Origin of the sequence: Brevibacterium casei CIP 102111 (genome assembly GCF_900169275.1) — a bacterium.
Lineage (GTDB): Bacteria > Actinomycetota > Actinomycetes > Actinomycetales > Brevibacteriaceae > Brevibacterium > Brevibacterium casei.
The window spans coordinates 1-26,033 of record NZ_FXZC01000012.1 but is presented as its reverse complement, the minus strand read 5'-3'; the positions used below and the strand labels follow the sequence as shown (position 1 = coordinate 26,033).

Annotated in this window: 25 protein-coding genes and 1 pseudogene; 20 read left to right on the top strand and 6 right to left on the bottom strand. The window is 68.0% G+C overall.

Annotation, left to right across the window (positions count from 1 at the left end; genetic code table 11):
- Positions 1–126 (top strand): annotated as a pseudogene (locus BC102111_RS18115) (IS630 family transposase); the annotation flags it as partial.
- Here the strand turns inward: BC102111_RS18115 and BC102111_RS17345 are convergent.
- Entirely contained in the window at positions 123–1,043 is a 921-nt protein-coding gene (locus BC102111_RS17345) for an SCO6745 family protein (RefSeq protein ID WP_101624960.1), read from the bottom strand. The pseudogene BC102111_RS18115 and the gene BC102111_RS17345 sit on opposite strands and share 4 nt — an antisense overlap.
- Before the next feature lie 39 nt (positions 1,044–1,082).
- Here BC102111_RS17345 and BC102111_RS17340 point away from each other — a divergent pair, with 39 nt between their 5' ends.
- Positions 1,083–1,790, top strand: a complete 708-nt coding sequence (locus BC102111_RS17340) for an LmeA family phospholipid-binding protein (RefSeq protein ID WP_063249156.1) — start codon at positions 1,083–1,085, stop codon at positions 1,788–1,790.
- A gap of 5 nt (positions 1,791–1,795) precedes the next feature.
- On the opposite strand, the gene BC102111_RS17335 is transcribed toward BC102111_RS17340, so the two are convergent.
- Entirely contained in the window at positions 1,796–3,382 is a 1,587-nt protein-coding gene (locus BC102111_RS17335) for an MFS transporter (RefSeq protein ID WP_101624959.1), read from the bottom strand.
- A gap of 109 nt (positions 3,383–3,491) precedes the next feature.
- Between BC102111_RS17335 and BC102111_RS17330 the strand changes: the two genes are divergently transcribed.
- From BC102111_RS17330 to BC102111_RS17310, 5 genes are all read left to right on the top strand, one after another.
- Complete coding sequence (locus tag BC102111_RS17330; protein ID WP_101624958.1) at positions 3,492–4,748, top strand: sensor histidine kinase; 1,257 nt, start codon at positions 3,492–3,494, stop codon at positions 4,746–4,748.
- Positions 4,745–5,389 (top strand): response regulator, encoded by a 645-nt coding sequence (locus BC102111_RS17325; protein WP_009379395.1) that lies wholly within the window; start codon positions 4,745–4,747, stop codon positions 5,387–5,389. The genes BC102111_RS17330 and BC102111_RS17325 overlap by 4 nt, the downstream gene beginning before the upstream one ends.
- A gap of 151 nt (positions 5,390–5,540) precedes the next feature.
- Complete coding sequence (locus BC102111_RS17320; RefSeq protein ID WP_101624957.1) at positions 5,541–5,897, top strand: antitoxin; 357 nt, start codon at positions 5,541–5,543, stop codon at positions 5,895–5,897.
- Positions 5,898–6,132: 235 nt separating this feature from the next.
- On the top strand, positions 6,133–7,467 hold the full coding sequence (locus BC102111_RS17315; protein ID WP_101624956.1) for a glutaminase: 1,335 nt from the start codon (positions 6,133–6,135) through the stop codon (positions 7,465–7,467).
- Between the two features lie 127 nt (positions 7,468–7,594).
- Complete coding sequence (locus BC102111_RS17310; RefSeq protein WP_101624955.1) at positions 7,595–8,407, top strand: siderophore-interacting protein; 813 nt, start codon at positions 7,595–7,597, stop codon at positions 8,405–8,407.
- Positions 8,408–8,461: 54 nt separating this feature from the next.
- Here the strand turns inward: BC102111_RS17310 and BC102111_RS17305 are convergent, their stop codons facing one another.
- The 3 genes from BC102111_RS17305 to BC102111_RS17295 form a co-directional block, all read right to left on the bottom strand.
- Positions 8,462–10,603: a choice-of-anchor I family protein gene (locus BC102111_RS17305; protein WP_232252477.1), complete on the bottom strand. Its 2,142-nt coding sequence runs from the start codon at positions 10,601–10,603 to the stop codon at positions 8,462–8,464.
- 176 nt (positions 10,604–10,779) lie between these two features.
- A complete protein-coding gene (locus BC102111_RS17300) occupies positions 10,780–11,730 on the bottom strand; it encodes a dihydrodipicolinate synthase family protein (protein ID WP_101624954.1) in 951 nt (316 codons plus the stop codon).
- Positions 11,727–12,581: a ribokinase gene (locus BC102111_RS17295; RefSeq protein ID WP_101624953.1), complete on the bottom strand. Its 855-nt coding sequence runs from the start codon at positions 12,579–12,581 to the stop codon at positions 11,727–11,729. The genes BC102111_RS17300 and BC102111_RS17295 overlap by 4 nt, the downstream gene beginning before the upstream one ends.
- A gap of 62 nt (positions 12,582–12,643) precedes the next feature.
- On the opposite strand from BC102111_RS17295, the gene BC102111_RS17290 reads away from it, so the two are divergent.
- A complete protein-coding gene (locus BC102111_RS17290; RefSeq protein WP_101624952.1) occupies positions 12,644–13,312 on the top strand; it encodes a DUF1345 domain-containing protein in 669 nt (222 codons plus the stop codon).
- 26 nt (positions 13,313–13,338) lie between these two features.
- Here the strand turns inward: BC102111_RS17290 and BC102111_RS17285 are convergent, their stop codons facing one another.
- Positions 13,339–13,752, bottom strand: a complete 414-nt coding sequence (locus BC102111_RS17285; protein ID WP_063249117.1) for a VOC family protein — start codon at positions 13,750–13,752, stop codon at positions 13,339–13,341.
- Between the two features lie 502 nt (positions 13,753–14,254).
- Here BC102111_RS17285 and BC102111_RS17280 point away from each other — a divergent pair.
- From BC102111_RS17280 to BC102111_RS18170, 12 genes are all read left to right on the top strand, one after another.
- Positions 14,255–14,431, top strand: coding sequence for a hypothetical protein (locus BC102111_RS17280; protein ID WP_232252478.1), 177 nt, complete (start codon positions 14,255–14,257; stop codon positions 14,429–14,431).
- Positions 14,432–15,321: 890 nt separating this feature from the next.
- A complete protein-coding gene (gene dnaK / locus BC102111_RS17265) occupies positions 15,322–17,184 on the top strand; it encodes a molecular chaperone DnaK (RefSeq protein WP_101624949.1) in 1,863 nt (620 codons plus the stop codon).
- An 18-nt stretch (positions 17,185–17,202) separates the two neighbouring features.
- A complete protein-coding gene (locus tag BC102111_RS17260) occupies positions 17,203–17,742 on the top strand; it encodes a nucleotide exchange factor GrpE (RefSeq protein WP_101624948.1) in 540 nt (179 codons plus the stop codon).
- A 3-nt stretch (positions 17,743–17,745) separates the two neighbouring features.
- On the top strand, positions 17,746–18,633 hold the full coding sequence (locus BC102111_RS17255; protein ID WP_101624947.1) for a DnaJ C-terminal domain-containing protein: 888 nt from the start codon (positions 17,746–17,748) through the stop codon (positions 18,631–18,633).
- A complete protein-coding gene (locus BC102111_RS17250; protein WP_101624946.1) occupies positions 18,630–18,941 on the top strand; it encodes a chaperone modulator CbpM in 312 nt (103 codons plus the stop codon). Before BC102111_RS17255 ends, BC102111_RS17250 begins: the two co-directional genes overlap by 4 nt.
- Complete coding sequence (gene clpB, locus BC102111_RS17245) at positions 18,932–21,559, top strand: ATP-dependent chaperone ClpB (RefSeq protein ID WP_101624945.1); 2,628 nt, start codon at positions 18,932–18,934, stop codon at positions 21,557–21,559. The genes BC102111_RS17250 and clpB overlap by 10 nt, the downstream gene beginning before the upstream one ends.
- Positions 21,556–22,008 carry a thioredoxin gene (gene trxA, locus BC102111_RS17240; RefSeq protein ID WP_101624944.1) on the top strand — a complete coding sequence of 151 codons (453 nt, stop codon included), beginning with the start codon at positions 21,556–21,558 and terminating at the stop codon, positions 22,006–22,008. Before clpB ends, trxA begins: the two co-directional genes overlap by 4 nt.
- Positions 22,009–22,113: 105 nt before the next feature.
- Entirely contained in the window at positions 22,114–22,266 is a 153-nt protein-coding gene (locus BC102111_RS17235) for a UBP-type zinc finger domain-containing protein (RefSeq protein ID WP_232252820.1), read from the top strand.
- Positions 22,263–23,939: an FAD-dependent oxidoreductase gene (locus tag BC102111_RS17230; RefSeq protein ID WP_101624943.1), complete on the top strand. Its 1,677-nt coding sequence runs from the start codon at positions 22,263–22,265 to the stop codon at positions 23,937–23,939. Before BC102111_RS17235 ends, BC102111_RS17230 begins: the two co-directional genes overlap by 4 nt.
- 59 nt (positions 23,940–23,998) lie before the next feature.
- Positions 23,999–24,874: an alpha/beta fold hydrolase gene (locus BC102111_RS17225; RefSeq protein WP_197907861.1), complete on the top strand. Its 876-nt coding sequence runs from the start codon at positions 23,999–24,001 to the stop codon at positions 24,872–24,874.
- Positions 24,875–25,039: 165 nt separating this feature from the next.
- Positions 25,040–25,432 (top strand): Hsp20/alpha crystallin family protein, encoded by a 393-nt coding sequence (locus BC102111_RS17220; protein WP_373270488.1) that lies wholly within the window; start codon positions 25,040–25,042, stop codon positions 25,430–25,432.
- A gap of 195 nt (positions 25,433–25,627) precedes the next feature.
- Positions 25,628–25,945: a YflT domain-containing protein gene (locus BC102111_RS18170; RefSeq protein WP_308297889.1), complete on the top strand. Its 318-nt coding sequence runs from the start codon at positions 25,628–25,630 to the stop codon at positions 25,943–25,945.
- The last annotated feature ends 88 nt before the right edge of the window (positions 25,946–26,033 follow it).

Here is a 26,033-nt window from a genome sequence, read left to right as displayed (position 1 = left end):
GACCTCCGCGGCTGGATCAAAGCATGGAACGAGAACCCGAAACCCTTCATCTGGACCAAGACCGCCGACGAGATTCTCACCTCCATCGGACGACTTCTACAACGAATCAACGGCGCGGGACACTAGCTCGTCTTCTTCGCCGGCTGGGCGAAGATCGAGGCCGGGAAGGCGCCTGCCTGGGCGAAGACCTTGACCAGGGTGCGGCTCGGGGACACGAGTGCGGCGATCTGCTCGTCGCTCAGCCGCGCCCACGCTGCGGTCACGGTGCCGTCGGTGAGAATCTCGATCTCCTCTTTGAGCTGTCGTCCCGCGTCGGTGATCTCCGGCAGCGGGTACCCGCGCTCGTCCGTGCCGAGGGTGATCAGCCCCGCCTCGGCGAGGCTCTCCTGCGCCGACTGCCAGGCCTCGTCGCTCCACCCTCGGGTCTTCTGTGCCGCCCGCGGTCTGAAACCCGCACCCGTGGCGACGTCGAGGAGGAGCGCCTCGATGCCGGAGACGCCCGCAGTGACGAGGGCGGCGACGTGACCGTCGCCGCGGAACTCGCGCAGCACCGTCGCGGTGTCCCACAGAGCTTCGAAAGCAGTCGCCGGGGTGTGGGCGTCGACGGCGTCGGCCGTCGCGGCGGCGAGCGCCCGCCCGGAGAAGTCGAGGTCCGCCCGCACCGGGGTCAGTGCCGTCGTGAGTTCGGTGGCCGCCTCGGTGAGCAGGGCGATGTCGTCCCGGGAACCGAAGAGCTCCTCGAAGTAGAGGGAGACGGCGTCGAAGCGGGCGGAGACCATGACGTCGGGCGAGACGACGTCCCACACGCGGGGAACGATGGTGGCGATGAACTCGGGCGAGTAGTTGGAGAAGGTCCCGGCGACGACCCCTGCCGTGACGCGGCCCATCGGGGCCGATCGGGCGGCCATATTCGCCTCGACCCCGGGTTCGAGGCCGAGCTCGGCAAACGAGCGGCCCACGGTCTCGGAGAAGTAGATAGACGAGTGGAACGAGTTGAGACGGGCTGAGAGAGTCCTGATGTTCTGCGTGCGAGTCGAGTCCATGACCCCATCCTAGGCGTGCGCGATGGAACAATGGAGGCCATGACGACCCGCGAGTACGCCCGCCCCCGCAGCCGCCGCAGAACCCTCATCGTCTCCGGGATCGTCGTCGTCCTCACCCTCATCGTCGGCGCGATCGCCGCCGACAGGATCGTCGACAGTCTCACCGAACAGCGCATCGCCGAGGGCCTGAAGTCCTACGGTGAGACCGAGGTGGACGTCGAGGGCTTCCCTGTCCTCACCCAGCTCGCCGCCGGCCGTCTCGATGCGGTGCGCGTGACCGCGGCCAAGGCCACCTACGAGGGCATCGACTTCACGAACGTCGACGCGAAGCTCTTCGACGTCCCCACCGACTCCTCGCGTCCGGTCGGCACGGTCGACGCCGAAGCGACGATCCCGCTGACGACGATCGACCGGTTGGCGAAGGAGAAGGCGTCTCTGCCTGACGGGATGGCGTTCGACAGCAGTGCCAGCGGGCTCGTCCTCACGGGTTCCCTGCTCGGTCAGGACGTGCGCATCGGCATCGACACCCGTGCGGAGGCGAGGCGGATCCTCGTCTCGGCGACGACGCTGCAGCTCGGCTCCGCGCAGGTCGACCTCTCGACCCTTCCCGGGTTCCTCACCTCGGCGATCTCCGACATCGTCATCGACCTCGAGACCCTGCCCGCGGGACTCGAGCTCACCGACATCAAACCCGCCGACGACGGCTTGCGGGTCAGCCTCCACGGCTCCGGGGTCATGCTGCGCTGAGGCGCTCACTCCTCTGTGGGCTCGGTCCGCTCTTTGGGCACGAGCATCCGGTAGCCGGACCAGACGATGTCGACGAGCACGACGATGGTCCAGATGCGTGAGACCGACCCGACCAGCCTCTGCAGCTGCGAGCCCTCGGCGTTCCACGTCAGCAGGGTCGTCACCGAGGTCCCTCCCGTGATCACCTCCCACGGCCAGCTCTGGGCGACGACGGCGAAGACGATCTGCGCGACGGCGTAGATGCCGAGGTGGACGGCTAGGGTGGTGGCGGTTCTCTTCATGGCTAGGCTCAGCCCCTTTCCCTGATCATGGTGCTGTGGTGGTGGAGTGTGCTCGGGTGCTGTCGCGAGGGCTGCGAAGGACCGGAGGCTGCGCCGGCCGAGGACGCCGGAGACGACGAGGAGGAGCCCCGCCCCGATCGTCGCGACCTCCCACAGTCCCGCTCCGAAGAGGAGACCGGCGGCGAGGGCACCTGCTGCAGAGCCGAGGAGGTCCGCGCTCTGGTACCACCCGAATCCGCGACCCGCGTGCCCACCGGAGACCTCGGCGACGAGACGTTCGAGCAGGGGGACGAGCAGCGAGAAGCACAGGGCGGAGAGGATCCAGAGCACCGCGAGGGCCACAGGGCCGGGTCGGGCGACCAGTGCCGCGGCGAACACGGCGGAGCAGCCGAGACCGACGAGCAGGATCCGGTGCGGAGGCACCCGGCGGACACGTCGGTGCAACGGCTTCGGGGCGATGCTGAGCACGATCGCCCCGGGCAGATAGACGAGCGCGATCGCGCCGAGGTCGAAGCCGAGCTGCCCGATGAGGTGGAGGATAAGGAGGAGGGAGACGATGCCTTCGGCGAAGGCGACGACGCCGGCGAGGACGAGGATTCCGCGTAGGGACCGCAACAGGTTCCGGGCGTCGACCGGCGTGAGGGGTCTCGCGACGAGGCGGTCAGTGCCGGTGAGCCGGCCGGAGCCGGTGAGGGCAGTGAGCGCGAGGAGGACACCGGCGACGAGGCACGAGGCCGCGCAGGCGAGGAACATCGCCTGTGCTCCGGCGATCTGGAACAGCGGGATGCCGGCGAGAAAGGCGATCCACGCGCCGGAGGACTCGCTCTCCATAAGTGCGGCGAAGCGGTCGTCTCCGGAGTCGATGCGTGAGGCGATGTGGGCGCGGACCGCCACCCAGAAGTACGCGCCGCCGAGGCCGCCGAGAACAGCGGCGGCGAAGGCCGGGGGCACGGTGGTCGCGGCGGCGTAGAGGCCGAAGGAGAGCGCACCGCATCCCGCCCCGGCAGCCGCGAGCAGAAGCGTGCCCCGCTCACTCCCTGCGCGGTCGACGAGGACACCGGCCACCGGCCTCACGAGGAGGGAGACGAGGAACTGAACGGCGAGCAGTGCTCCGGTCTGGGCGGGGGTGGCACCGAGGATCTGGGCGGTGGCGAGCGGGAGAACGAATTCGAGGAGTTCGGCCGGTCCGCTGAAGAAGCCGGCCGCGCTCTGCACTCGCGGCTGCCGGGTGGAGGTCTCGGGTGTCCCGGCGCCCCCGGGCTGCTCGCCGCCCCCGGGCTGCCGGTTCGTCGACGTGTGCGGTGAGTCCATGACCTCAGGCTAGGAACGCGACCTCGACCAGCGCGTCAGGACAAAGTCGCATTCGGGCATGCGACTTTGGGATGATCCGCACCGGGGTGTGCCTCATTAGACTCAGACCATGTCGTCGACGAGGCCCTCCCCCAGGCACATCCGCGTGCCGGGGCTGCCGAGCGTCGATCTCGAGGACCTCGTCACCGCGATCGTGCTCAGCAGCATCGGCATCCTCTTCATCGTCCTCGGCCCCCGCGACCGGTGGTTCGCCATCGACATCGTCCCCGAAGCCGTCGCGCTGCCGGTCCTCGTGCTCTGCGGGTTCGTCGGCACGCTCTTCGCCTCCCGTGTGCTCGTCTCGACGGTGAGCATCCTCGCAGGCCTCGGCGTCGACCTCCTTTCCGGTGGGCACAACTTCGCCCTGTGGCTGATCTTCCAGCTCGTCTTCGCCCTCGTCGGCCACGCTCCGCGGCCGGTCGCGAAGACCGTGTCCCTGGTTGCCGGGGCGGTCCCTGTTGTCACCGGGCTCATTGCCTTCGCTCTCGGCGCGGAGGTGTCCGCGGCCTTCCAGTTCTCCCTGCTCGCCGCGCTCATCGTCTTCCTGCCCGCCCTGTGGGCGAGCAGCGTCCGTGAGCACCGGAACACCGCCGAGGCCCAACGCGCCCGAGCCGAGGCCGAACGTTCCCGGGCCGATGCGCAGACGCAGATGGCCGTCCTCGCCCACCGCACCGCCGAGGTGAGCGCTCGGCTCGCCGAACAGAAGGTGCGCGCCGCTGCCGCCGAGGACCTCCACGACCTCGTCGCCGGGCACATCTCTGCGATCGCGCTGCAGTCCCAGGCCGCGCTCGCGACCGGCGACGAAGCGGTGCGCGCGCGGGTGCTCACCACCGTCCACGCCTCCGCCGACCGGGCGCTCAGCGAGCTGCGACGGATGATCGACGTGCTCAGCGCCGACACCGACACCACGGATCCGGCGGCCTCGGTGTCCGAGACGCTCGCTCTCGCCCGCGGTCTCGGCGTGAGCGTCACCGGGGAGGAGAGCCTGCGCCTGCTCGACGGCGCCGAGGAGGAGGCGCTGCGCCCGGTCTTCGCAGAACTCCTCGCCAACGTCGTCAAACACGCCGACCCCCGGACGCTGACGATCACTGCGGAGCAGCCCGGCACGTTCGTCGTCGCCAACCCGGTCTCCGCACCGGATGCCACGGGTCCCGGGCCCGGCGGCACCGGGCGGGGACTGGAGAACATCGTCCGCCGTCTCCACCGCCTCGGCGGCACGGCGGACTTCGCGCTCACGGCGGGAGAGTTCCGCGCCGTCATCGTCCTGCCCGCGCACCCACGGGCGGGCACGACCGCCTCGGCGGGGAATGAGGAGGAGAACCCATGACGACCGTCCTCATCGCCGATGACCACGGCGCTGTGCGGGCAGGTATCCGCATGGTGCTCGAGACCTCACCGGAGATCACCGTCGTCGGGGAGGCCGCCGATGGTGCGGTCGCCGTGAGCATGGCGGGGGCGCTGCGGCCCGACATCGTCCTCATGGATGTGCGCATGCCCGTCCTCGACGGGGTCGCTGCGGCACGCGCGCTGCGGGGCACGGGGCCTGCGGTGCTCATGCTCACGTCCTTCGGACTCGACGATGTCATCCTCGCGGCGCTGCGTGCCGGTGCCGCCGGCTTCCTCCTCAAGAACGCCTCGGCCGAGGAACTCATCGACGCGGTGCTCCGGGCCGCGGCCGGGGACACCGTGCTCTCACCCGAGGTCACCGCGAGCGTCGTCGCGATGCTCTCGACGCTGCCGGCTGAACCTGCGGGGCAGGAGTCCGAGCCGTCCGCCCTGCCCGACGATCTCACCGACCGTGAACTCGAGGTCCTCGCGGGGATCGCCGAGGGGAAGAACAACCGGACGCTGGCCCGGGAGTTCGGGATCTCCGAGGCGACGGTGAAGACCCATGTCTCCCGGGTGCTCACGAAGCTCGGCGTCGAGTCCCGGGTCCAGGCGGCGCTGCGGTACACCTCGGCGAGATAGGACCCGGGAACCACCGGTCCGCGGGCCGCCGACCGAACCGAGCCTCCCAAGCTGCGTCGGACGCGTTTGCCAGGACCGACTCAGTCTGTGAGTCTACGATCGGTGCTGACCATCACATCTGTGAACCACACCTGTGAAGAAGGGCGCCACCATGGCTTTCGACAAGTTCCTCAACAAGGCGAAGAACCTCGCCAACGACCCCAAGGTCCGTGAGAAGCTCAACTCCGAGAAGATGGAGAAGTTCAGCGATCAGGTGCTCGACAAGGCGGCAGGTGCCGCGGATTCGCTGACGAAGGGCAAGTACAGCGACAAGATCAAGGGTGCCCGCGACGCCGCCGACCGTGCGATCGGCACCGATGGACGCAACCCGGGAACGCGTCCTGACTTCCGCTCCGGACCCGGTCCGGATGTCCGCCCGGGAGACCCCGGCTCGGACCGTCCGCAGACGCACCGACCCGACGGGTCCGTCGATCCGCGGGACCCCCGCAACCGGCCCGACGCCTCCTGAGACGCTGAGCGCTCCTGAGGCGCTGATCTCTCGTCAGACGCTGAGCGTTCGGCCCGGGTCTCAGGGCTGACCCGTTCCCCCGCCCCCGCACGGTCCGTCCGTGCGGGGGCGTCGTGCATTCCCGGGCCCGCCTGGTCCGGGGTGGGCGATCCCACACTGCCGGGACGCACCAGTGTGTGAGAATGGCAGTCGGGTCGCAGCCCTCGCGGACCCCGAACCGACGACAGGAGGTGCCATGCGATCACCGATCCCCGATTTCCTCGACGCGTCGCTCGAGCGTCATCGCTACGATCTCAGCGGCGCCACCGCCGACTACATCCCCGACCTCGCATCCGCCGACCCGACGAAGCTCGCGATCTGCATCTCCACCCTCGACGGGGTCGAATACGACTCGGGGGACGCGGACTTCGAGTTCTCGATCCAGTCGATGTCGAAGCCCTTCATCTACGGTCTCGCGCTCGAAGCGCTCGGTCTGCCGGCGGTCCTCGACAAGGTCGGCGTCGAACCCACGGGTGAGGCCTTCAACGAGCTCTCCCTCGACAAGTCCTCGGGTAAGCCGCTCAACCCGATGATCAACGCCGGGGCGCTCACCGTCCACGCCCTCCTCGGCGGGAAGGACGCCACCTTGGCCGAGCGCACGGAGATCGTCCGCGCCGGTCTCTCGCGCTTCGCCGGACGCCAGCTGCGCATCGACGAGCACATCGCGGACGGTGAACTCGGTGAGGCGTACCGCAACATCGCGATCGCGAACATGCTCCGCTCCTACGGGGTCATCACCGACGACCCCGACGAGGTGGTCCACGGCTACATCAACCAGTGCTCAGTCCTCGTCAGCGTCAAGGACTTGGCGATCATGGCGGCAACCTTGGCCGGGGGCGGCACGAACCCGCTCACGGGCGAGCAGGTGCTCTCGCCGCGTGTCAACCGGCAGGTGCTCGGAGTGATGATGACGTGCGGGATGTACGACGCCGCCGGTGACTGGATGACCGAGGTCGGGGTGCCTGCCAAGAGCGGCGTCTCCGGCGGGCTCTTCGGCGTCCTGCCCGGTCAGCTCGGCATCGCGACGTTCTCGCCCCGGCTCGATCGGCACGGCACGAGTGTGCGCGGGGCGAAGATCTTCCGTTCGCTCTCGGCCGACCTCGGCCTCCACATCATGAATGCGCCCGAACCGGCACGCTCGATCATCCGCCGCGACCGCCGCTTCGTCGACGCGAAGGGCGACATGGTCCGCATCGTCAGCCTCCAGGGCCTCATCCAGTGGGCCGGGGCGGAGAACGTCATGCGGGAGATCGCCGCGCCCGATGACGCCGTCGACGTCTTCGCCCTCGACATGCGCCGGGTGTATTCGATCAACGAGGTGGCCCGCCGGATGATCGTCGAAGCGCTGCGTCGGCTCGAGGGCGAGGGCAAGCGCGTCGTCCTCCTCGACCCCGAGGACACGATGGGATGCGCCGGAAGCGGTTCGGCACTGCCCGATGTCGAGATCGTCGACTCCCCGAAGGAGCTGCGCAACCTCGACCTGCGCGGTCTGCGGCGAGTCCGCGACGACTTCGCCGATCGGACCTCGTAGACGCTGCGGGTCGGCGGGCCTCGACTGCGTGGGAGGCCGTACTCGTGGGGTGCCTCGCTCACGCGCACGGGCCGACCGCCCCTGTTTGCTAAGGTAAACCTAACCGAACGCGAACGAAAGGTCTCCGATGACGACTGACGCCCCTGCCCGCACGAAGCGACCCGAACGCCCGCAGGCGATCCTCACGGTCACCGCGACCGAGGCGGTCACGCCCAATCTCATCCGCATCACCGCGGGCGGTGAGGGCTTCGACGCGATCAGGGACAACGACGCCACGGACAAGTACGTCAAGATCATCTTCGCCGACCCCGCGCACGGACTCACCCCGCCCTACGATCTCGCCGAACTGCGCGAGCACTCCCCCGAGAGGCTGCCGCGCAACCGCACGTACACGGTGCGCGAGATGGACAGGGAGAATCGGCAGCTGACGATCGACTTCGTCGTCCACGGAGACGAGGGCATCGCCGGCCCGTGGGCGCGGACCGCGGCCCCGGGTGACACGCTCGTGGCGATGGGGGCCGGCGGCGCCTACCGACCCGACCCGGACGCTCCCTGGCACCTGCTCATCGCCGACCACACGGCGATCCCCGCGGTGAGTTCCGCGCTCGAGGAGATGGACGCTGCGGCGACCGGACACATCATCGCGAATGTCCCCCACGCCGAGGACCGTCTGCTGCCCGAGGTTCCCGCAGGGATGACGATGACCTGGGTCGATGACGACGAGGCGCTCATCGCCGCCGTCCGCGACCTCGACTGGGCTGAGGGAACCCCACAGGTCTTCGCCCACGGGGAGCGGGAGACGATCAAGGCGATCCGCCGCATCCTCAAGGAGCGCGAGGTTCCCCGCGAGTCGCTGTCGATCTCGGCCTACTGGGCGCGCGGACGCGCGGAGGACCAGTTCCAGGCCGAGAAGCGCGAGCCCATCGGTCAGATCGACTGATCCGCTGGGCGTCTCCGCGGGGACGCCCAGCGACGTCCTCGCCGGGACGTCGGCTCAGCGTCTCCGAGTGACGAGGAAGGCGACGACGCCGAGGGCGATGAGCCCGGCCGCGACCCCGCCGATGAGAAGGTACTGACCGAGGTCGGCACCGGTGCGCGGCAGCGATCCGGCGTTCTCATCGTCGGCGGCGGCGGATCCCTCAGACCCTGCCGAGACACCGCCGGCGCTGCCGCCCTTCGGGTCAGAGTCCTTCGCATCGGAGTCGTTCGCACCGGACCCGCGCGAATCGGCCGTGTCGGCATCCGCGCCGGTGCCCGCGTCCGCGTCATCGCTCGCCCTCGCATCACTGCCATCGCCGGCATCGGCGTCTGCCCTCGAACCGGCGTCCGCCTCGGCGCCAGCATTCTCATCGGCCCCCACACCTCCGTCAGCCTCGGCCCCGGCACCTCCGTCAGCGTCGGCCCGGGCATCCGAATCGCCGCCGCCTTCGGTGAGGTCGTCGACCGAGTAGAGGCTCGTCGTGCCGGAGACCTCGTTGCCGATGACGAGCGCGGCCTCCCCGGTCGGGGACTCCCCCGCGCTGAGGAACGTGATGCCCTCAGGGCCGAGATCGCCGGCCTTCGAGAGCAGGCCTGCCGGATCCGCGGCACCGTCGATCTCATCCTCGACGGAGACGGAGAAGTCGCGGTTGTTGAAGTAGGTCGCGAACTCCGGGCTCTGCGGGTCGCTGAGGTCGTAGACGGCGATGCCGCCGATGCGCTCGAAGCCGACGAACGCGTACGTCGTCTCCCCCACCTGGCCGATCGTCAGCGCCTCGGGCTCGGGTCCTTTGTCGTCGCTGCGGCCCTCGAGGTTGGATTCGGTGTGGTTGGAGTTGAAGAACTGCGGGATCGCCTTCGCGGTCATCTGCTCGAACTCATCGCCGGAGTCGGCGACGAGCGTGCCGTCGGTCGTCCAGATCGAGAACGACCGGCCTCCGAACGCGTAGAGCTCCTCATAGCAGCTCCCGTCCTCGCTCAGTCCGAGGTCGGTGATGACGTTGAGGCGACCCAGTTCGTCATCCCCGAGGCTGTCGGCCAACGGCGAGGTCTCGCACACGGGGGCGAGGCCGTCGCCGCCGAGATCCTTGACCCTGGCCGCGTCGACGAAGTCGCCCCACTCACGGGAGTCGCCTTCGTTCGCGGTGACGAGGTAGTCGGTGCCGCCGGCGGAGAACGTCGAGACGGTGTCGGGCATATACGCGCCCTTGAGCCCGGGGTAGGTCGCGATGTTCACCATCGGGGCGTCCTTCGGATCCCTGTCGGAGGGGTCAAGACCGTTGCCGGCCTTGCCGTAGTCCTTGAAGCCGAGGGGCATGATCCGCTCGACTTCCCCGGCGGCGATGTCGACGACGGCGATCGCGTTCGCCTCCTGCAGGGTCGCGTACGCCTTGCCGCCTGCGACGGTGATGTACTCGGGTTCGAGGTTGCGGGAGACCGGAAGGTCGCCCTCGGGGTTGGGGCCGAAGACCCGCACACCCTCAGGCAGGGTCTTCGACCCGCCCTCCTCGAACTCCCGGAAGTCGGCGGTCCGCACATCCGCCTCGGTGGGGGCGGCCACCTCGGCGGGGAGGTCGACGATGCCCACCGACCCTTCCGGATCGGTCGAGAAGTCACCGGCCGGCTCGCCCTCGTTCGCCACCAGGGCCTGCTTGCCGTCGGGGGTGATCGTCACCATGTCCGGCAGGGATCCGACGCCCACCGTTCCGAGCACCGTCGCCGAGGTGGTCCTCGCGTCGAAGAACATCAGTGACCCGGGCTTCGTCTTGTCCTCGTTCTCCAGCGCGATGACGCCGAGGCCGTCCTCACGGATCGCGATCGAGTTCGCGGTGCCCGAACCGGTGATCTCGCCGACCTTGGCCGGGTTCTTCGGATCAGAGGCGTCGATGATGTCGACGCTCGCGGCCTGCGCGTTGACGGTGAAGACGGTGTTGCCGTGGACGGCGGTGATCTCGGCTGCGGACTCGTCGAACTGTCCGGTCTCGTACGCGCCGAGGTAGCCGAGCGCGACCTGCGCGCCCGGCGCCGAGGTGGTGATCGGCTCCGGCACCTCTCCCGCTTGTGCCGGGGTGCCGCCTGTGACGTTCAGCCCGGCGCTCAGGCCGGTGGTGAGGAGGAGGGCGGTGAGGGCGGCGGTGACTGTCTTCGTTGTCGTCATCGGTTCTCCGAGTCGAGGCGGCGCGGACGATTCGTGTCCGCCTACTCCATATATATGGAGAGAGGTGACGGTGCCCGGAACCGGAGGTGGCGCGTGCGTGAACGCGTGGCGTCGGCGGCGCGCCGCTCGGTGCGGCGGGGGTCGGTCGCCTGCGGCCGGGGTCGGTCGCCTGCGGCTCAGCTCAGGCCGAGGTCGTCGACGACCGAGGCGACCCTGCGCTTGTCCTCGGTGCTCAGTCCCTTGAGCGGTGCCGGGAGGCAGTCGCCGGTGACGAGGCCGAGGTGCTCGGCGATCGCGGCCCCGACTCGGAGGCTGCCGCCGTGGGCGGCAAAGAGATCCCACAGCGGTTGGAGGAGGACGGCGAGTTCGCGGGCGCGTTCGACCTCGCCTGCCTGGATGGCGCGGGTGATCGCGAGCATCGGGGCGGGGATCGTCCCGCCGATCGCTGAGAACCATGCGTCGCAGCCGGCGATGAGTCCCTCCGCGCCGTATGCGTCGACGGAGACGCCGATGGCGACCCGGCCGCCGGTGGCCTGCCGAATTCCTGCCACCCGTTCCTGCCAGTCGGCGGGGCTGAGCGGCAGTCCGGGGATCTTGATCGCCGCGATGCCCTCGATCTCGGACAGACGGGCGTAGAGCTCGGTGGTGAAGGTGAAGCGGGTGGTGGTGGGGTTGTCATAGACGATGACGGGCAGACCACTCGCCGAGGTGACCGCCCGGAAGAGCTCGACGACTTCGGTCTCGGTGAGCGGATGGTAGCTCACGGGGGCGAGGAGAAGCGCTGCGGCACCGGCCGCTGCGGCGGCTTCGGCATTGGTGAGGACATCACGCGTGCTCAGCGCCCCGATGCCGATGGTCACCGGGATGCCGTCGGCACGGTCGACGGTCAGGCGGGCCACCTCGGCGCGGTCCTCGGGACTGAAGTAGGGCCCGCATCCGATCGAGCCGAGCGGGGCGATCGAGTCGACGCCGGCGGCGACGAGGCGGTCGATGAGCCCAGCGAAGGCATCCTCGTCGAGGCGTCCGTCTCGGACCGGGGTGAGCGGGAAGGCACTGAGTCCGGTGAAGGGTGAGGGGGCGGGCAACGGCATGGGCACTGCCTCGGTGCATGTCGCGACGTCGGTCATCTGCTGTCCTTGTCGTCCCGGAGGAAGCGGTCGAGGGTGGGGAACGCCGGCCTGGCACTCGGGTCGGTGACGGCGTACGCTCCGACGGCGTTCGCGATGCTCAGCGCCGCCTCGGCGGGGATCCCTGCGCGCAGGGCGATGGTCAGGGCTGCACAGAACGCATCCCCGGCACCGACGGTGCTCACCGGGGTGACGCGGCGGGCGGGGGCGTGGGCGATCTGGTCGCCGCGGGAGAAGAGGGCAGAGCCCTTAGCCCCGGAGGTCACGGCGACCGAGCGGGCGGAGCGCAGCTGCGGAAGCGCGGCGTACTCGGATTCGTTGACGATGATGAGGTCGGCACGGTCGATCACCTCGGCGGGCAGAGGCAGGGCGGGGGCGGCGTTGACGACGAAGAACCCGCGCACGGTGCGGGCGAGCGCGGACACGACGGTCATCGGGATCTCGAGCTGGGCGAGCACGGTGTCGTCGGCGAAGTCGTGGCCGCCGATGCTCACGTGGGCGTTCGCGCCTTCGCAGACGGCGATCGTGTTCTCACCGTGGGCGTCGACGGTGATGAGCGCCGTTCCGGTCTCGGCGTCGACCTCGGCGATGGAGTCGACGGTCACACCGGCCTGCCGCAGGGCGGCGATCATCTCGGTCCCCGTCGGGTCGGTGCCGACGGCCCCGATCATCCGGGTTCGGGCGCCGAGGCGGGCGGCCGCGGCGGCCGTGTTCGCGCCCTTTCCGCCGGGGCTGCGCGTGAGGGTGCCGCCGCCGACGGTCTCTCCGGGGCCGGGCAGGCGCTCAGTTGTCGCGGTGATGTCGGCGTTGATGCTGCCGACGACGGTGAGGGGGATGGCGAAGGCGGACACACCTCACTCTAACGCGCACCGCGTCCGCCGGCTGGGAAGCCGTGGTGCCGTATATTCGGGCCATGGCTGAGAACTCGACGTCACGGACCATCCCACCCCGACGGTATTCGGCGGGAGCGTGGGCGAGCGGGGCGGCGCAGGCGGTCATCGTCGTCATGTGCCTGCTCTACCTGTTCACGAACGCGCTGTGGGCGCTCATCGCCTGGGAGTGCGTGACGCTGGGCTACCTCGTCGTCGGGCTCATCGTCGTGTGGAGGGGCCGACTGCCCGAGACGGGTGACCGAGAGGAGGCCCGCGTGGTCGCGAAGTGGCTGTGGATCCCGCCGCTGCTGGCCGCGATCGTCGGCGTCCAGGCGGCGATCACCGCGATGGTCAACCAGGGGTCGGGAGAGGCCGGCTCCGAGAAGACGGCGCTCCTCTTCGCGGCGAGCGTGGGCATCATCCTCTCGTGGCTCATGCTCCACATCGCGTTCGCGGAGATCTATGAGGTCACCGAGGCGGCCAACGACGAGCAGGAGCTGCGGTTCCCGACGACGACCACACCCTCGACGCTCGACTACCTCTACTTCTCGTACACGATCGGCACGTCGTTCGCGACCTCGGACGTCGAGGTCTGCGGGGTGCCCGCACGCCGGATCGTCCTCCTCCACAGCATCGCCGCGTTCTTCTACAACGCCCTCGTCGTCGCCGTCGCCTTCCAGGTCCTCCAGAACCTCATCGCCCAGGGGTGAGCCGTGGGCGATATCCCAGGCGCGGGTCAGGCGACGAAGACGCAGAAGGGGTGTCCGGCGGGGTCGGCGAAGACGTAGAGCGGTTCGTCGGGATCGTCGGTGCGGTCGAGGAGGATGCGGGCTCCGAGCGCCTCGGCGCGCTCCCGGTGGGTCTCCAGCGCCTCGGCATCGGGGACGGTGAAGTCGAGGTGCAGCTGCATGGGCACGTCCGGGTCGGGCCACGTGGTGGGCGTGAGTTCGTCGACCTGCTGGATCGCGAGCGTCCGGTTGCCGGCCGCGTCGACGAGGACGAGCCAGTCGGCATCGTCGGGATTGCCGTCGGTCGGCGGTTCGTCGCCGATGCGGTAGTGCAGTCCGAGGTACTGCCGGTAGAACTCGGCCAGGTCGCGGGGGTCCTCGGCGTCGAGGACGGTGTGGAGCAGGCGCGGGAATTCGGTCATCCCTCACCTTAACGCCGCGACATGAGCCCTGAGTCGATGGCGTGGGCAGGAACCACACCACTCGCAGCCCAGTTGTGGTCGAAGAACCGAGGGAAATCAGCCGATTCAGCGAAAATCCCTCGGTTCTTCGACCACAAAGGGTTGGTGGGGCGGGCGCCTGACACGGCAGAAGCCCCGCGATCCTTGATTTCTCAAGGATCGCGGGGCTTCTCGATCGGGGTCCCTGAGTAGTACGTTCGGCAACTCCGCCCCCAAGACAAAAACCCTGGTCAACCGCCTAGACCGTGGGGTCTACGAGGTCTCTCGACGTCCCCAGGATACCGCTCCGAAGGATGGTCGTGGCCCTGTTGCGAGCACTGTCGAGACGGCTCAAACTTTTCTGACCGACTCCGAGGTGGACGCCCTCGTCGGCGACTACCTGGCCGGGATGAGAGTCAAGACGCTCGCTGAGAGGTAAAACATCCACCGCGCCACGGTGTTCTCGCACCTGCGTCGTCGCAACGTGCCGAGTCGACGACCGGGGCTGGGCATCGACGAGAAGGCCGAGGCGGTGCGCCTCGCCCGAGCGGGCGTCTCGATGCGGGCCATCGGTCGCCGGATGGGCGTGGACCGTAAGGCCGTGCGGGCTGCACTGGTCGAGGCTGGACTCATCGTGGACGAGGCGAGCGATGACTCGTAGCTGCGGTTCCAAGTTGCTGATCCGTCGGTAGCGCTCGGCGCACCTCGTCGGTAACGAGCGCCGAGAGGAACCGATGATGACCAGCTTTAGTGAGGTCGCGAATGACGAGCGCACCGCGACGTTGGTGCTGTCCATGCTCATCGAACCCAATGACCCGGTGACAGGACGCATCTTGTCCAGGCTCGGAGCAGTCGAGACGCTTTGGCTCGCTGAGCGCGACGGCGCGGTGGTGGGGCTGAGCCCTGTGGACGCGCCGGTCTGGAAAGCGGTTCAGGCTCCGTTCGTCAGGCGAATCACTTGCGAAATGCCTACGTGGGGTCCAGTCTGGTACCAGAACGACGTAGCTCTACCGCGCGTTCGCGCGTCGAACAAACATCGGCAGTGGAGTTATAGCGACTCAGCTTAAATGGGGGGAGTGAGATGGTGACCTCATGTGCGGACCTGCGCATCGCTCAGCAGATGGATCCGCGCTCGATGTCGGTCGATCCGTCCCGAGAGGGCGACGAGTACGTTCCTGAGGCGAACCTGCCAGGCATCGACTCGGAGTCCATCGAGCTGGGTGGGCGGCCAGCCGCTCACCGTCCGCGCGGTCAGCGGCCCAGTCCGCGACCGCCGGCGCGAAGTGGTTCACCGCCGGACGGCCCCCACGGGCAATTCATGCGGCTGGTGGGAGTGTCGCCCGGCATCGACAGCGACAGCATCACCACCAGCTGCGACCTGGGCGTACTGCGGGTGGCGATGCCCATCGAGCAGCCCGCCGTCCGGAAAGATCCCCCTGAAGCAGCCTGCTTCCTGACTCTGGGCACTCAGCCCTGCGCCTGCGCCGATCCTGGCGCGCTCTCTGGCGACCCCTGAAACGTGTCTCACGTGACAAGAAAGGAACAACCATCATGGCCAAGGCAGTAGGAATCGATCTGGGAACCACGAACTCCGTTATCGCCGTCTGGGAGAACGGCGAGGAGAAGGTCATCCCGAACGCGGAGGGAGCCCGCACTACCCCGTCGGTGGTCGCTTTCACCGAGGACGGTGAACGGCTGGTGGGGCAGCTTGCCCGCCGGCAGAGCATCCTCAACCCGAAGGGCACCATCTCGTCCGCCAAGCGGTTCATCGGCCGGTCCTTCGACGAGATCAAGGAGGAAGCCAACGCCGTCGGCTTCGACATCGTGGAAGGCCCCAACGGCGAAGCACGGTTCAACATCCGCGGCAAGCAGTACGCGCCGGAGGAGATCAGCGCCCAGGTGCTGCGCAAGCTCGTCGACGACGCCAGCAAGTTCCTCGGTGAGAAGGTGACCGAGGCCGTCATCACCGTTCCCGCCTACTTCAACGACGCCCAACGCACCGCGACCAAGGACGCCGGACGCATCGCCGGGCTCGAGGTGCTGCGCATCATCAACGAGCCCACCGCCGCCGCACTGGCGTACGGAATGGACAAGAAGAACCACGAGACCCTCCTGGTGTTCGACCTCGGTGGCGGCACGTTCGATGTCAGCCTCCTCGACGTGGGCGACGGGGTCGTCGAAGTGCGATCCACCGCCGGTGACACCCACCTGGGCGGCGACGACTTCGACCGCCGGCTGGTGGACTACTTTGCCGACGAGTTCAAGAACGAGAACGGCATCGACCTGCGCAACGACCCGCAGGCGCTGCAGCGACTGTTCGAGGCGGCCGAGAAGGCGAAGGTCGAGCTCAGCTCGGTGTCCCAGACCCAGGTTAGCCTGCCCTTCATCACCGCCGACGCCAGCGGACCCAAGCACCTCACTATGACCGTGAAGCGGTCCAAGTTCGAAGACCTCACCGCTGACCTCGTTGAGCGGTGCCTCGGTCCGGTGCGTCAGGCGATGGCCGACGCGAAGATCAGCGAGAACGATATCGACGAGGTCATCCTCGTGGGCGGTTCCACCCGCATCCCCGCTGTCCAAGCGCTCGTCAAGCGGCTCACCGGCGGCAAGGAGCCGAACATGACGGTGAACCCCGATGAGGTGGTCGCTGTCGGCGCCGCCATCCAGGCGGGCGTCCTCAAGGGCGACGTCGACGACGTGCTGCTGCTGGATGTCACCCCGCTGTCGCTGGGTGTGGAGACCCGCGGTGGCGTGATGACGAAGATCATCGAACGCAACACCACCATCCCCGCCCGACGCAGCGAGGTGTTCTCCACGGCCGAAGACAACCAGCCGTCGGTGGAGATCGTCGTCCTGCAGGGCGAGCGGGAGAACGCCGCAGACAACCGGGTGCTGGGCCGGTTCCAGCTCACCGGCATTCGGCCCGCTCCGCGCGGTGAAGCGCAGGTCGAGGTCACCTTCGACATCGACGCGAACGGCATCCTGAACGTGACGGCGAAGGACAAGGACACCGGCACCGAGCAGGGCATCACCATCAGCGACACCTCGAATCTGGACCAGGGCGAGATCGACCGGATGATTAAGGAAGCCGAGCAGCACCGTGCTGACGACCAGGCGCTGCGCCAGGCCGTGGACGCCCGCAACGAGCTGGACTCCGCCGCATACCAGGTCGAGCGGGTACTGCGCGAGCTCGGCGACGCCGCACCGGCGCACGAGCGTGCCCGCGCGGAGCTGCTCATCACGCAGGCCCGCGAGGCAGTGCAGAACAACGTCGGCGAGCAGGAAGCGAAAGAGCGCACCGGCGAGCTGCTGCAGCTTGCGCAGTCCCTTGCTGCGGCCCGCGCGAACGCCAGCCACGCTGAGCAGCCCGCTCAGGACGACGACGACGTCGTCGACGCCGAATTCGACAAGTAGCACGGAGGGAGGATCGCAATGGTCGAGGAGCAGAACGAGGACACGCGGGCCGTGGACCTGCTGAACGACGACCTCACCGACGTGTCCCCGGAGGAGATCCGCGCCGCGCAAGCAGCGGTCGCCGCCCAGTTGGAGACGGCCGAGGACCGGTGGCGCCGGGCGGCGGCGGACTACGACAACCTCCGCAAACGGATGGCGCGCGAGATCCAGACCGTCCGCGAGCAGGAGCGGCGGCACACCGCCAAAGCCTTCTTGCCCGTTGTCGACGGGCTGGACCGGGCGCTCAGCTTCGGGGTGGACCTTGACGAGGGCGTTCTGGGTGGCATGCAGGCCGTCCGGGCGCAGGCCGCTGATGCGTTGCGCGCACTCGGGTACCCCGAGATTGTCATCGACGGTGCGGAGTTCGACCCGCAGCTGCACGAGGCGGTCTCGGTCGTCGAGGATGCCAGCGTCCCGCCGCGCAGCATCCTCGCCGTCACTCGCCCCGGGTTCGGAACGCCTGAGCGGATGCTGCGACCGGCTGCGGTCGTGGTCACCCGCAGGCCGGAAGAGGAGTAGGACATGGCGGAGGATCTCTACAGCGCGCTGGGGGTCTCCCGGTCGGCGGATCAGAAGGAGATCCGCCGCGCCTACCGGGAGAAGGCCCGCAAGTTCCACCCGGACGTCAACAAGACCCCGGGGGCGGAGGAAACCTTCAAACGGATCAGTGAAGCCCACGATGTGCTGTCGGACCCGGAAACCCGCTCACAGTACGACCGGTTCGGTGAGAACTTCCGGCAGTACGCCGCCGCGGACGCGGCTCGCTCCTCCGAGCAGCCGCGCGGCAGCGGCGGCACCCGATACACGTGGAGCGGGGGCGGCGCGCAGAGCGTGAACTGGGAGGACCTCTTCGGGGGCGGCTTCGGTGGATTCGGTCGCGGCGCCGACCACAACGCGGAGTTGGAGATCACCGTCGAGGAGGCCTACCGGGGCGGGCGGCGCACCGTGCAGGTCGCGTCCCCGTACGGCGGCGCGCAGGAGTACACCATCGACATCCCAGCGGGCGCTGTCGACGGGCAGCGGCTGCGGATCGCGGGTGCAGGCGGAGCGGGCGCCGACGGACAGGATGGGGACCTGCTGGTCACGCTGCGCGTGAAGGACAGTAAGCGGTACCGGCTCAGCGGCGCGGACATCGAAACGGACCTTCCCATCTCACCGTGGGAGGCGGCGCTGGGCGCGGATGTCAGAGTGCCCACCCCCGGCGGCCCGGTCACCGTGCACGTTCCGCCCGGCTCGTCCACTGGCAGGCGGCTCCGCCTGCGCGGGCAGGGGATGCCCCGCAGAGGACAGCCGGGAGACCTGTATGCGCGGGTGAAGGTCGTCGTTCCCCGCACTCTCAGCAAGAAGGAGAAGGAGCTGTTCGAACAGCTCCGTGACGAATCGTCGTTTGATGCCAGGAGAGGATCATGACCTCACATCACCTGCCCGTCCGTGTCGCCCGGGTCGACCTGGCGGCGACCGCGGTGGCCGCAGGTATCCACCCGGATACGCTGCGGAAGTTCGTCGAGCTGGGGCTGGTCACCGCCCACGTCGACACCAGCGGCCGGCTGTGGTTCGCCCGTACCGTCCCCGCCCGCGTGCGCACCATCGTGCGTCTGCACTCCGATCTTGCCGTGAACTACGCCGGCATCGCACTCGTGCTCGATCTGCTCGCCCGCATCGAGCAGCTCGAGCAGCACCGGACCATCCGACTTGAAGGAGACACCCCATGGACATGAACTCACTCACTCAGAAGTCGCAGGAAGCGCTCACCTCGGCCCAGAGCATCGCGGTCCAGGCCGGTCAGATCGAGACGGATGAGGAGCATCTCCTGCTCGCACTGCTGCAGCAGGAGGAGGGGCTGGTTCCCCGACTGCTGCAGACAGCGGGTGCTGACGTGGAAGCGGTACGCGCCGACGTCGAAGCGGAGATCGCCCGCAAGCCCAGCGTCTCCGGGTCCTCCCCGCAGACCGGTCAGGTCTACGTGAGCCGCAGCCTCACGTCCACCCTGGAACAAGCGGAGCGGGAGGCAAAGCGGCTGAAAGACTCTTACATCTCCGTGGAGCATCTCGTTCTGGCCCTCGCCGACGACTCCTCCAACCGTGCCGCGTCCCGCGTGCTGCGCGGGCACGGTGTCACCCGGGAGAGCTTCCTCAGCGCGCTCACCAAGATCCGCGGCAACCAGCACGTCAACTCCGCCACCCCCGAGCAGACGTACGAAGCGTTGGAGAAGTACGGCCGTGACCTGGTCGCTGACGCCCGGTTGGGCAAGCTTGACCCGGTCATCGGGCGTGATGCGGAAATCCGCCGGGTCATCCAAATCCTCTCCCGCAAGACCAAGAACAACCCCGTCCTCATCGGCGAGCCCGGTGTCGGAAAGACCGCCATCGTGGAGGGCCTTGCCCAGCGGATCTTGAGTGAGGACGTGCCCGAGGGCCTTCGCGACAAGACCGTGTTCTCGCTGGACCTCTCTGCCCTGGTCGCCGGCGCGAAGTACCGGGGCGAGTTCGAGGAGCGAATGAAGGCAGTCCTGGCGGAGGTGAAGGCAGGGGAGGGACGCATCCTGCTGTTCATCGACGAGCTGCACACCCTGGTGGGGGCGGGAGCAACCGAAGGGGCGATGGACGCCGGCAACATGCTCAAGCCGATGCTCGCCCGCGGCGAGCTGCACCTCATCGGTGCCACCACCCTCGATGAGTACCGCAAGCACATCGAGAAGGACGCGGCCCTGGAACGCCGGTTCCAGACGGTGATGGTCGAGGAGCCTGACGTGGAGGACGCGATCTCCATCCTCCGCGGCCTGCGCGAACGGCTGGAGGTCTTCCACGGTGTCCGCATCCAGGACAGCGCACTGGTCGCTGCCGCCGTGCTGTCCCACCGGTACATCTCCGACCGGTTCCTGCCCGACAAGGCCATCGACCTCATCGACGAAGCCTGCGCGCGACTGCGAACCGAGATCGACTCAATGCCCGCTGAGCTCGACGAGCTGACCCGGCGGGTGACCCGCCTGGAGATCGAGGAAGCGGCGCTGTCGAAGGAAACGGACACTGCCAGCAAGAACCGGCTGGAGGAGCTGCGCCGGGAACTGACCGACCTGAAGGCGGAGGCGGACTCCAAGCGCGCCCAGTGGGAGGCGGAGCGTCAAGCGATCCGCAAGGTCCAGGAGCTGCGCGGTGAGCTGGAGCGGCTGCGGCGGGAGGCGGAGGAAGCTGAGCGCTCCTACGACCTCAACCGTGCCGCTGAACTGCGGTACGGGGCTCTCGCTGACGCGGAACGACGCCTGCACGCCGAGGAGGAGCGTCTCACCTCCAAACAAGGCCAGCAGCGGCTGCTGCGGGAGGTGGTCACCGAGGACGAGATCGCCGAGATCGTCGCAGCGTGGACGGGGATCCCCGTGGCCCGGCTGCAGGAAGGTGAACGCAACAAGATCCTCACCCTGGACGCCACCCTCAAGGAGCGGGTGGTCGGTCAGGATGAGGCCATCACGCTCGTCAGCGACGCGATTATCCGTGCCCGCTCCGGCATCCGCGACCCGCGCCGGCCCATCGGCTCGTTCATCTTCCTCGGCCCCACCGGAGTGGGAAAGACCGAACTGGCCAAAGCGCTCGCGCAAGCACTGTTCGACAGCGAGTCGGCGATGGTCCGGCTGGACATGAGCGAGTACCAGGAACGTCACACCGTCAGCCGGCTCGTCGGTGCACCTCCCGGGTATGTCGGGTACGACGAGGGAGGGCAGCTGACTGAGGCGGTGCGCCGCCACCCGTACAGCGTGGTCCTTCTCGACGAGATCGAGAAAGCGCACCCGGACGTGTTCAACACGCTGCTGCAGGTCCTCGACGACGGCCGTATCACCGACAGCCAGGGACGCACCGTCGACTTCCGCAACACCATCATCATCATGACCTCCAACATCGGTGCCCATCACCTGTTGGGCTCCGATGGCGGCGCGATCCCCGACGACGTGCGAAACAATGTGCTCGCTGAGTTGCGTGCCCACTTCCGTCCCGAGTTCCTCAACCGGGTGGATGACATCGTGGTGTTCTCGCCGCTGGGTCGTGAACAGATCCACGACATTGTGGAGCTGCAGTTCACCGACCTGCGCTCCCGGCTGGCTGAGCGTCAGATTCGCATCGAGCTGACGCCCGCGGCACGCCAGCTCATCGCCGACCGCGGCTACGACCCTGTGTACGGTGCGCGTCCGCTGCGACGCTACATCAGCCATGAGATCGAGACCCGGCTGGGTCGTGCCCTGCTGAGCGGCCAGGTGATGGACGGGTCGTCGGTCACGCTGGATGTGCAGGACGGCGACCTCGTCTTCAACATCGAAGCGCCCGTCGAAGAGGATGACGCGGCGTGAGCGCGATTGTGACCTGCCCCAACTGCGGGAAGAAGAACCGTGTCCCCGCCGCCGCGTCGGGGTACCCGCGCTGCGGCGCCTGCAAGAGCGTCGTGCCGTGGATCGTCGATGCGGGCGATGCGGACTTCGCCGAGGTGGTCGAGAAGGCCCCGCAAGTGGTGCTCGTGGACTTGTGGGCGACCTGGTGCGGACCGTGCCGGATGGTCAGCCCTGCCCTCGAAAAGGTCGCCACGGAACGTGCCGGCGAGCTCAAGCTGGTGAAAGTGGACGTGGACGCCGCGCCGGAGACGGCCCGCAAGTTCTCCGTCCAGACGGTGCCGACCCTGCTCATCCTCAACCAAGGGAACGTGCTCTCCCGCCAATCCGGAGCCGCCCCGCCGGACGTGCTGCTGCGCTGGGTGGACGAGGCGCTGCAGAAGAAGGCTGGCTCGGCCGGCGGTGCCCCATGAGACACGTCGACCCACACGTCCCGCTCATCCCCCCCGGTCCGTCCCCGGACACCCGGGTCATGTGAGGACTGCGTGGCGGCCGGCACGCCCTGGCTGCACCTGCGGATGTGTCGCACCTGCGGGAAGGTCGGGTGCTGCTACTCCTCCCCGATGCGGCACGCTCGCGCGCATGCGCTCACGGCAGGGCACCCCATCGTGCGGTCGCTGGAGCTGGGGGAGAACTGGAGCTGGTGCTATGTGGACGAAGCGTATCTATGAGTGACACGCCCGCCGCCAACCGCCGCCAGGACGCTCAGGCCGAGACGCCTGACACCATCGGCGCCTTCCCGCGGCTCAGCGACGAGCAGATCGCGGTGCTGCTCGTACGAGGGCAGCGCCGCACACTCACCGACGGGGAGGTTCTCATCCAGCCCGGCGAGCACCCGTCCTCCCTCTATGTCGTCCTGGAAGGGCACCTGCTGATGGCGGACACCGAACCTGTGGCGGATCCGCGCCACTCCGATGAGCCCTTGGCGGTCGGGGTGCACGGCCGCGGCCGGTTCGTGGGGGATGTCGGGCTGCTGGAAGGACAGCCGTCTTTCGTGTTCGTCTCCGCCATCGGCGCCGCCGAGGTGGTGGAGGTGCCCGTCGATGAGCTGGAGGCCATCGTCACCTCGGACCCGCTGTTGGGTGAGATCATCCTGCGGGCCTACCTCATCCGCCGCTCCCTGGCCATCGGGGCGGGAGCGGGCCTGCGGATCGTCGGCTCCTGCTTCTCCCCGCAGACCCGGGATCTGCTGGACTTCATCGCACGAAACCAGCTGCCCCACCGGCTGGTGGACCTGGATGAGGACGAGAAAGCGGAGCGACTGGTTCGCCAGCTCGGCGCCACCGTCGCCGACTTCCCGCTGGTGATCCTCGGCGGCTCACGCACCGTCCTGGATGCCACCCCGGCACGGCTTGCCGAAGAGTTGGGGATGCGCCCGCCCGCCCCACCGGCCACCTGCAATGTGGTGGTCGTCGGCGGTGAGCCGGCTGGTCTTGCCGCGGCGGTGTACGCAGCCTCCGATGGGTTGTCGGTCTACCTGTGCGACGCGGTCGCCACCGGCGGGCAGGCGGGAACGTCAGCGAAGATCGAGAACTATCTGGGGTTTCCCGCCGGAATCTCCGCCACTGAGCTCGCCGACCGCAGCCTCCTGCAAGTGCGCAAGTTCGGTGCCACGTTGGACATCCCGACCACGGTCCAGGAGGTCGTGGAGGATGAGGACCGCTTCCGGGTGATCTTCGAAGATGGCAGGGAGGTCACCTCGGATGTGGTGGTCCTTGCCACCGGGGTGCGATACCGCTCGCTTCCCGCCGCGGGGCTGGACCGGTTCCAGACCTCGAACGTGTTCTACGCGGCAACAGCGCAGGAAGCGAAGATGTGCGTAGACACACCTGTCGCTGTTGTCGGCGGCGGCAACTCCGCCGGCCAGGCCGCGCTGTTTCTTGCCCGCACGTCCTCCCGTGTGCACCTTGTGGTGCGCGCCGCGGACCTGGGAGCGGGAATGTCCAGGTACCTGGTGGACCAGATCCAACATCACCCCCGTATCAACGTGTTGCTGTCCTCGGAGGTCGTGGAAGCACACGGCGGCAACCGTTTGGAAGCGATCACAGTCCGTCACGGTGACGTGCTGGAGAAGCTCCCGGTGGGGCACGTGTTCGTCTTCGTCGGCGCCGCTCCGGCGACGACGGTATTGAAGGTCGATGTGGCACGCGATCCTGACGGGTACATCCTCACCGGCGCGGAGGCGGAGCTGGCCGGCGCGCGGACGGAAGGAAGCCCCCGCTTCTCTTTGGAGACCACCATCCCCGGGGTCTTCGCTATCGGCGATGTACGGCACGGGTCTGTGAGGCGAATGACCTCGGCTGTGGGTGAGGGCGCCAGTGTGGTCCGGCAGATCCACGAGTGACTGAACGAGGGTCGTCACAGTCGGGTGTGCGCAGGAGCTCCGACATCCAGGGACACCTGATGCCGCAAGCCTCCCCGAACCCGGCAGCCGTGGGAGAACCCGCGGATCCTCCGGTGGCCCATGCGGGCGTAGCGGGCGAGATCCGCTCGACGTTGCGTCGGATGAGGTGGTTTCGCCGCATGCCGGTGCTGCATATCGCCGAGGAACGCGGCGAGGGCCCGACGGTGCTGCTGCTGCACGGTATCGCGTCCTCGTCGGTGACGTTTCACCACGTGATCCCGCTGCTCGAGCGCACCCACCGGTGCATCGCCATCGACCTGCTCGGCTTCGGCGAGTCGCCGGCGCCGGAGTGGGCCGATTACACCCTGGCCGACCATGTCGCCGCTCTCGAGCGGACGGTCGCGTCGCTGCGGCTGCGCGAGCCGTTCACTGTGGTCGGGCATTCCATGGGCGCCCTCATCGGCGCCCGGTACGCCGCCCGGCGGCAAAAGCGAGTCGCGAAGCTCGTGATGGTCAGCCCACCTATCTATCTCGCACCCCATGAAATAGGGGACGTCATCGAGCGGGCCCGGATGGACTTCTACCTTCGGCTCTACGAGTACCTCCGCACGAACCGGGAGTTCACCCTCCGGCACGCTGCGCTGGTACAGCGGCTGCTGCCCATCCCCAAAGCTGTAGATATCACTGAACGCAACTGGGAGCCATTCGTCAAGTCGTTGCAGCACTCCATCGAGTCACAGACCACTCTCAGCGACATCGCCCATGTCAAAGCCCCCATCGACGTCATCATGGGCGACCTCGACGAGTTCCGCTCCGAAGCCGTGCTGCGCATCGTGGAGCGGATGATGGGGGTCACCGTTCGGCGTGTGCGGGCAACGAACCACCTCATCGGCAAGCGCCTCGCGCGAGTCGTCGCCGAGGCGGTGACAGCATGACGATTTCGCCCAAGAAAGCAGATTCTTGGTACGAGAAATAACCAGATGAAAGGGTCAAAAACGATGGCGCTCCCGCGTGGAGAGTGCTAATTTAAAGGCATCGTGATAGACCCGAGGACCCGCATACGGAAAGGAGATGATTCATCATGGCAATGTCGTTCGATTTTGAGCGAGCTCGACCGCCTCGCGTCCGGCCTGCTTCAGTCCCGTCCGGGACCGCGTGTGATGCCGGTAGACCTGTACCGTGAAGCTGACCGTTACATTCTCACCGCCGACCTGCCCGGGGTCGATTCGGAGTCGGTAGACATCGACGTCGACGGTCAGCTGCTGACCATCCGCGCCCAGCGCACTGCACCCCACACCGAGGGAGCCAAGTGGCTCGTTCAGGAGCGACCGGCGGGTACCTACCTCCGCCAGTTCAGCATCGGTGAGGGTGTGGACTCGGCGAACATCTCCGCCTCGTACGACAACGGCGTGCTGAGCCTGGTCATCCCGGTCAGCGAGAAAGCCAAGCCGCGCAAGATTCATGTCCTGAGTCAGCACTCGCCTCAGGAGTAACGCCCGGCCGGAGACCCATCGACGAGCCAGAGTTAGCTTCTCGTTCGCAGCACGCGCCGAAAGCAAACAGGGGCGACCTTTCCCTGATGCCGAACGGCGCAACACCCGGCTTCGCAAGACCGGAAGACGGGCGTGCACCCAGCCTTCTGGTCTTAGCACGGTGATTCATCCAGTTTTCACTAAAGGAGTACGCCCATGACCAGCCCCGAGGCCCCTCGCAACAACCCTCCGGAACAGGACGCTAGTGAGCCCCCGTTCACCAATGACCCCCGCTGGAAACAAACGATCGCGCGGTTCTCTGACTACGCCAGTGCGCAGGCAGCGGTTGACCGTCTTTCCGACGCCGGCTTCGCTGTGGAACGAGTGGCGATCGTGGGGCTCGACGTTCGTGTCGTCGAGCATGTACTCGGTCGCTTGACAGGAGGAAAGGCTGCGCTACGGGGCGCAGGCGTTGGAGCATGGTTCGGTGTTCTGCTAGTGTCCTGCGCCTTAAATTCGGTCTGTAAGTTGTAGGATTGGAGTATGGCGCGAACTGGACGACCCAAGGCCGAACTGATCCTGACGGATGAGGAGCGGGAGCAGCTTGAGCGCTGGACTCGGC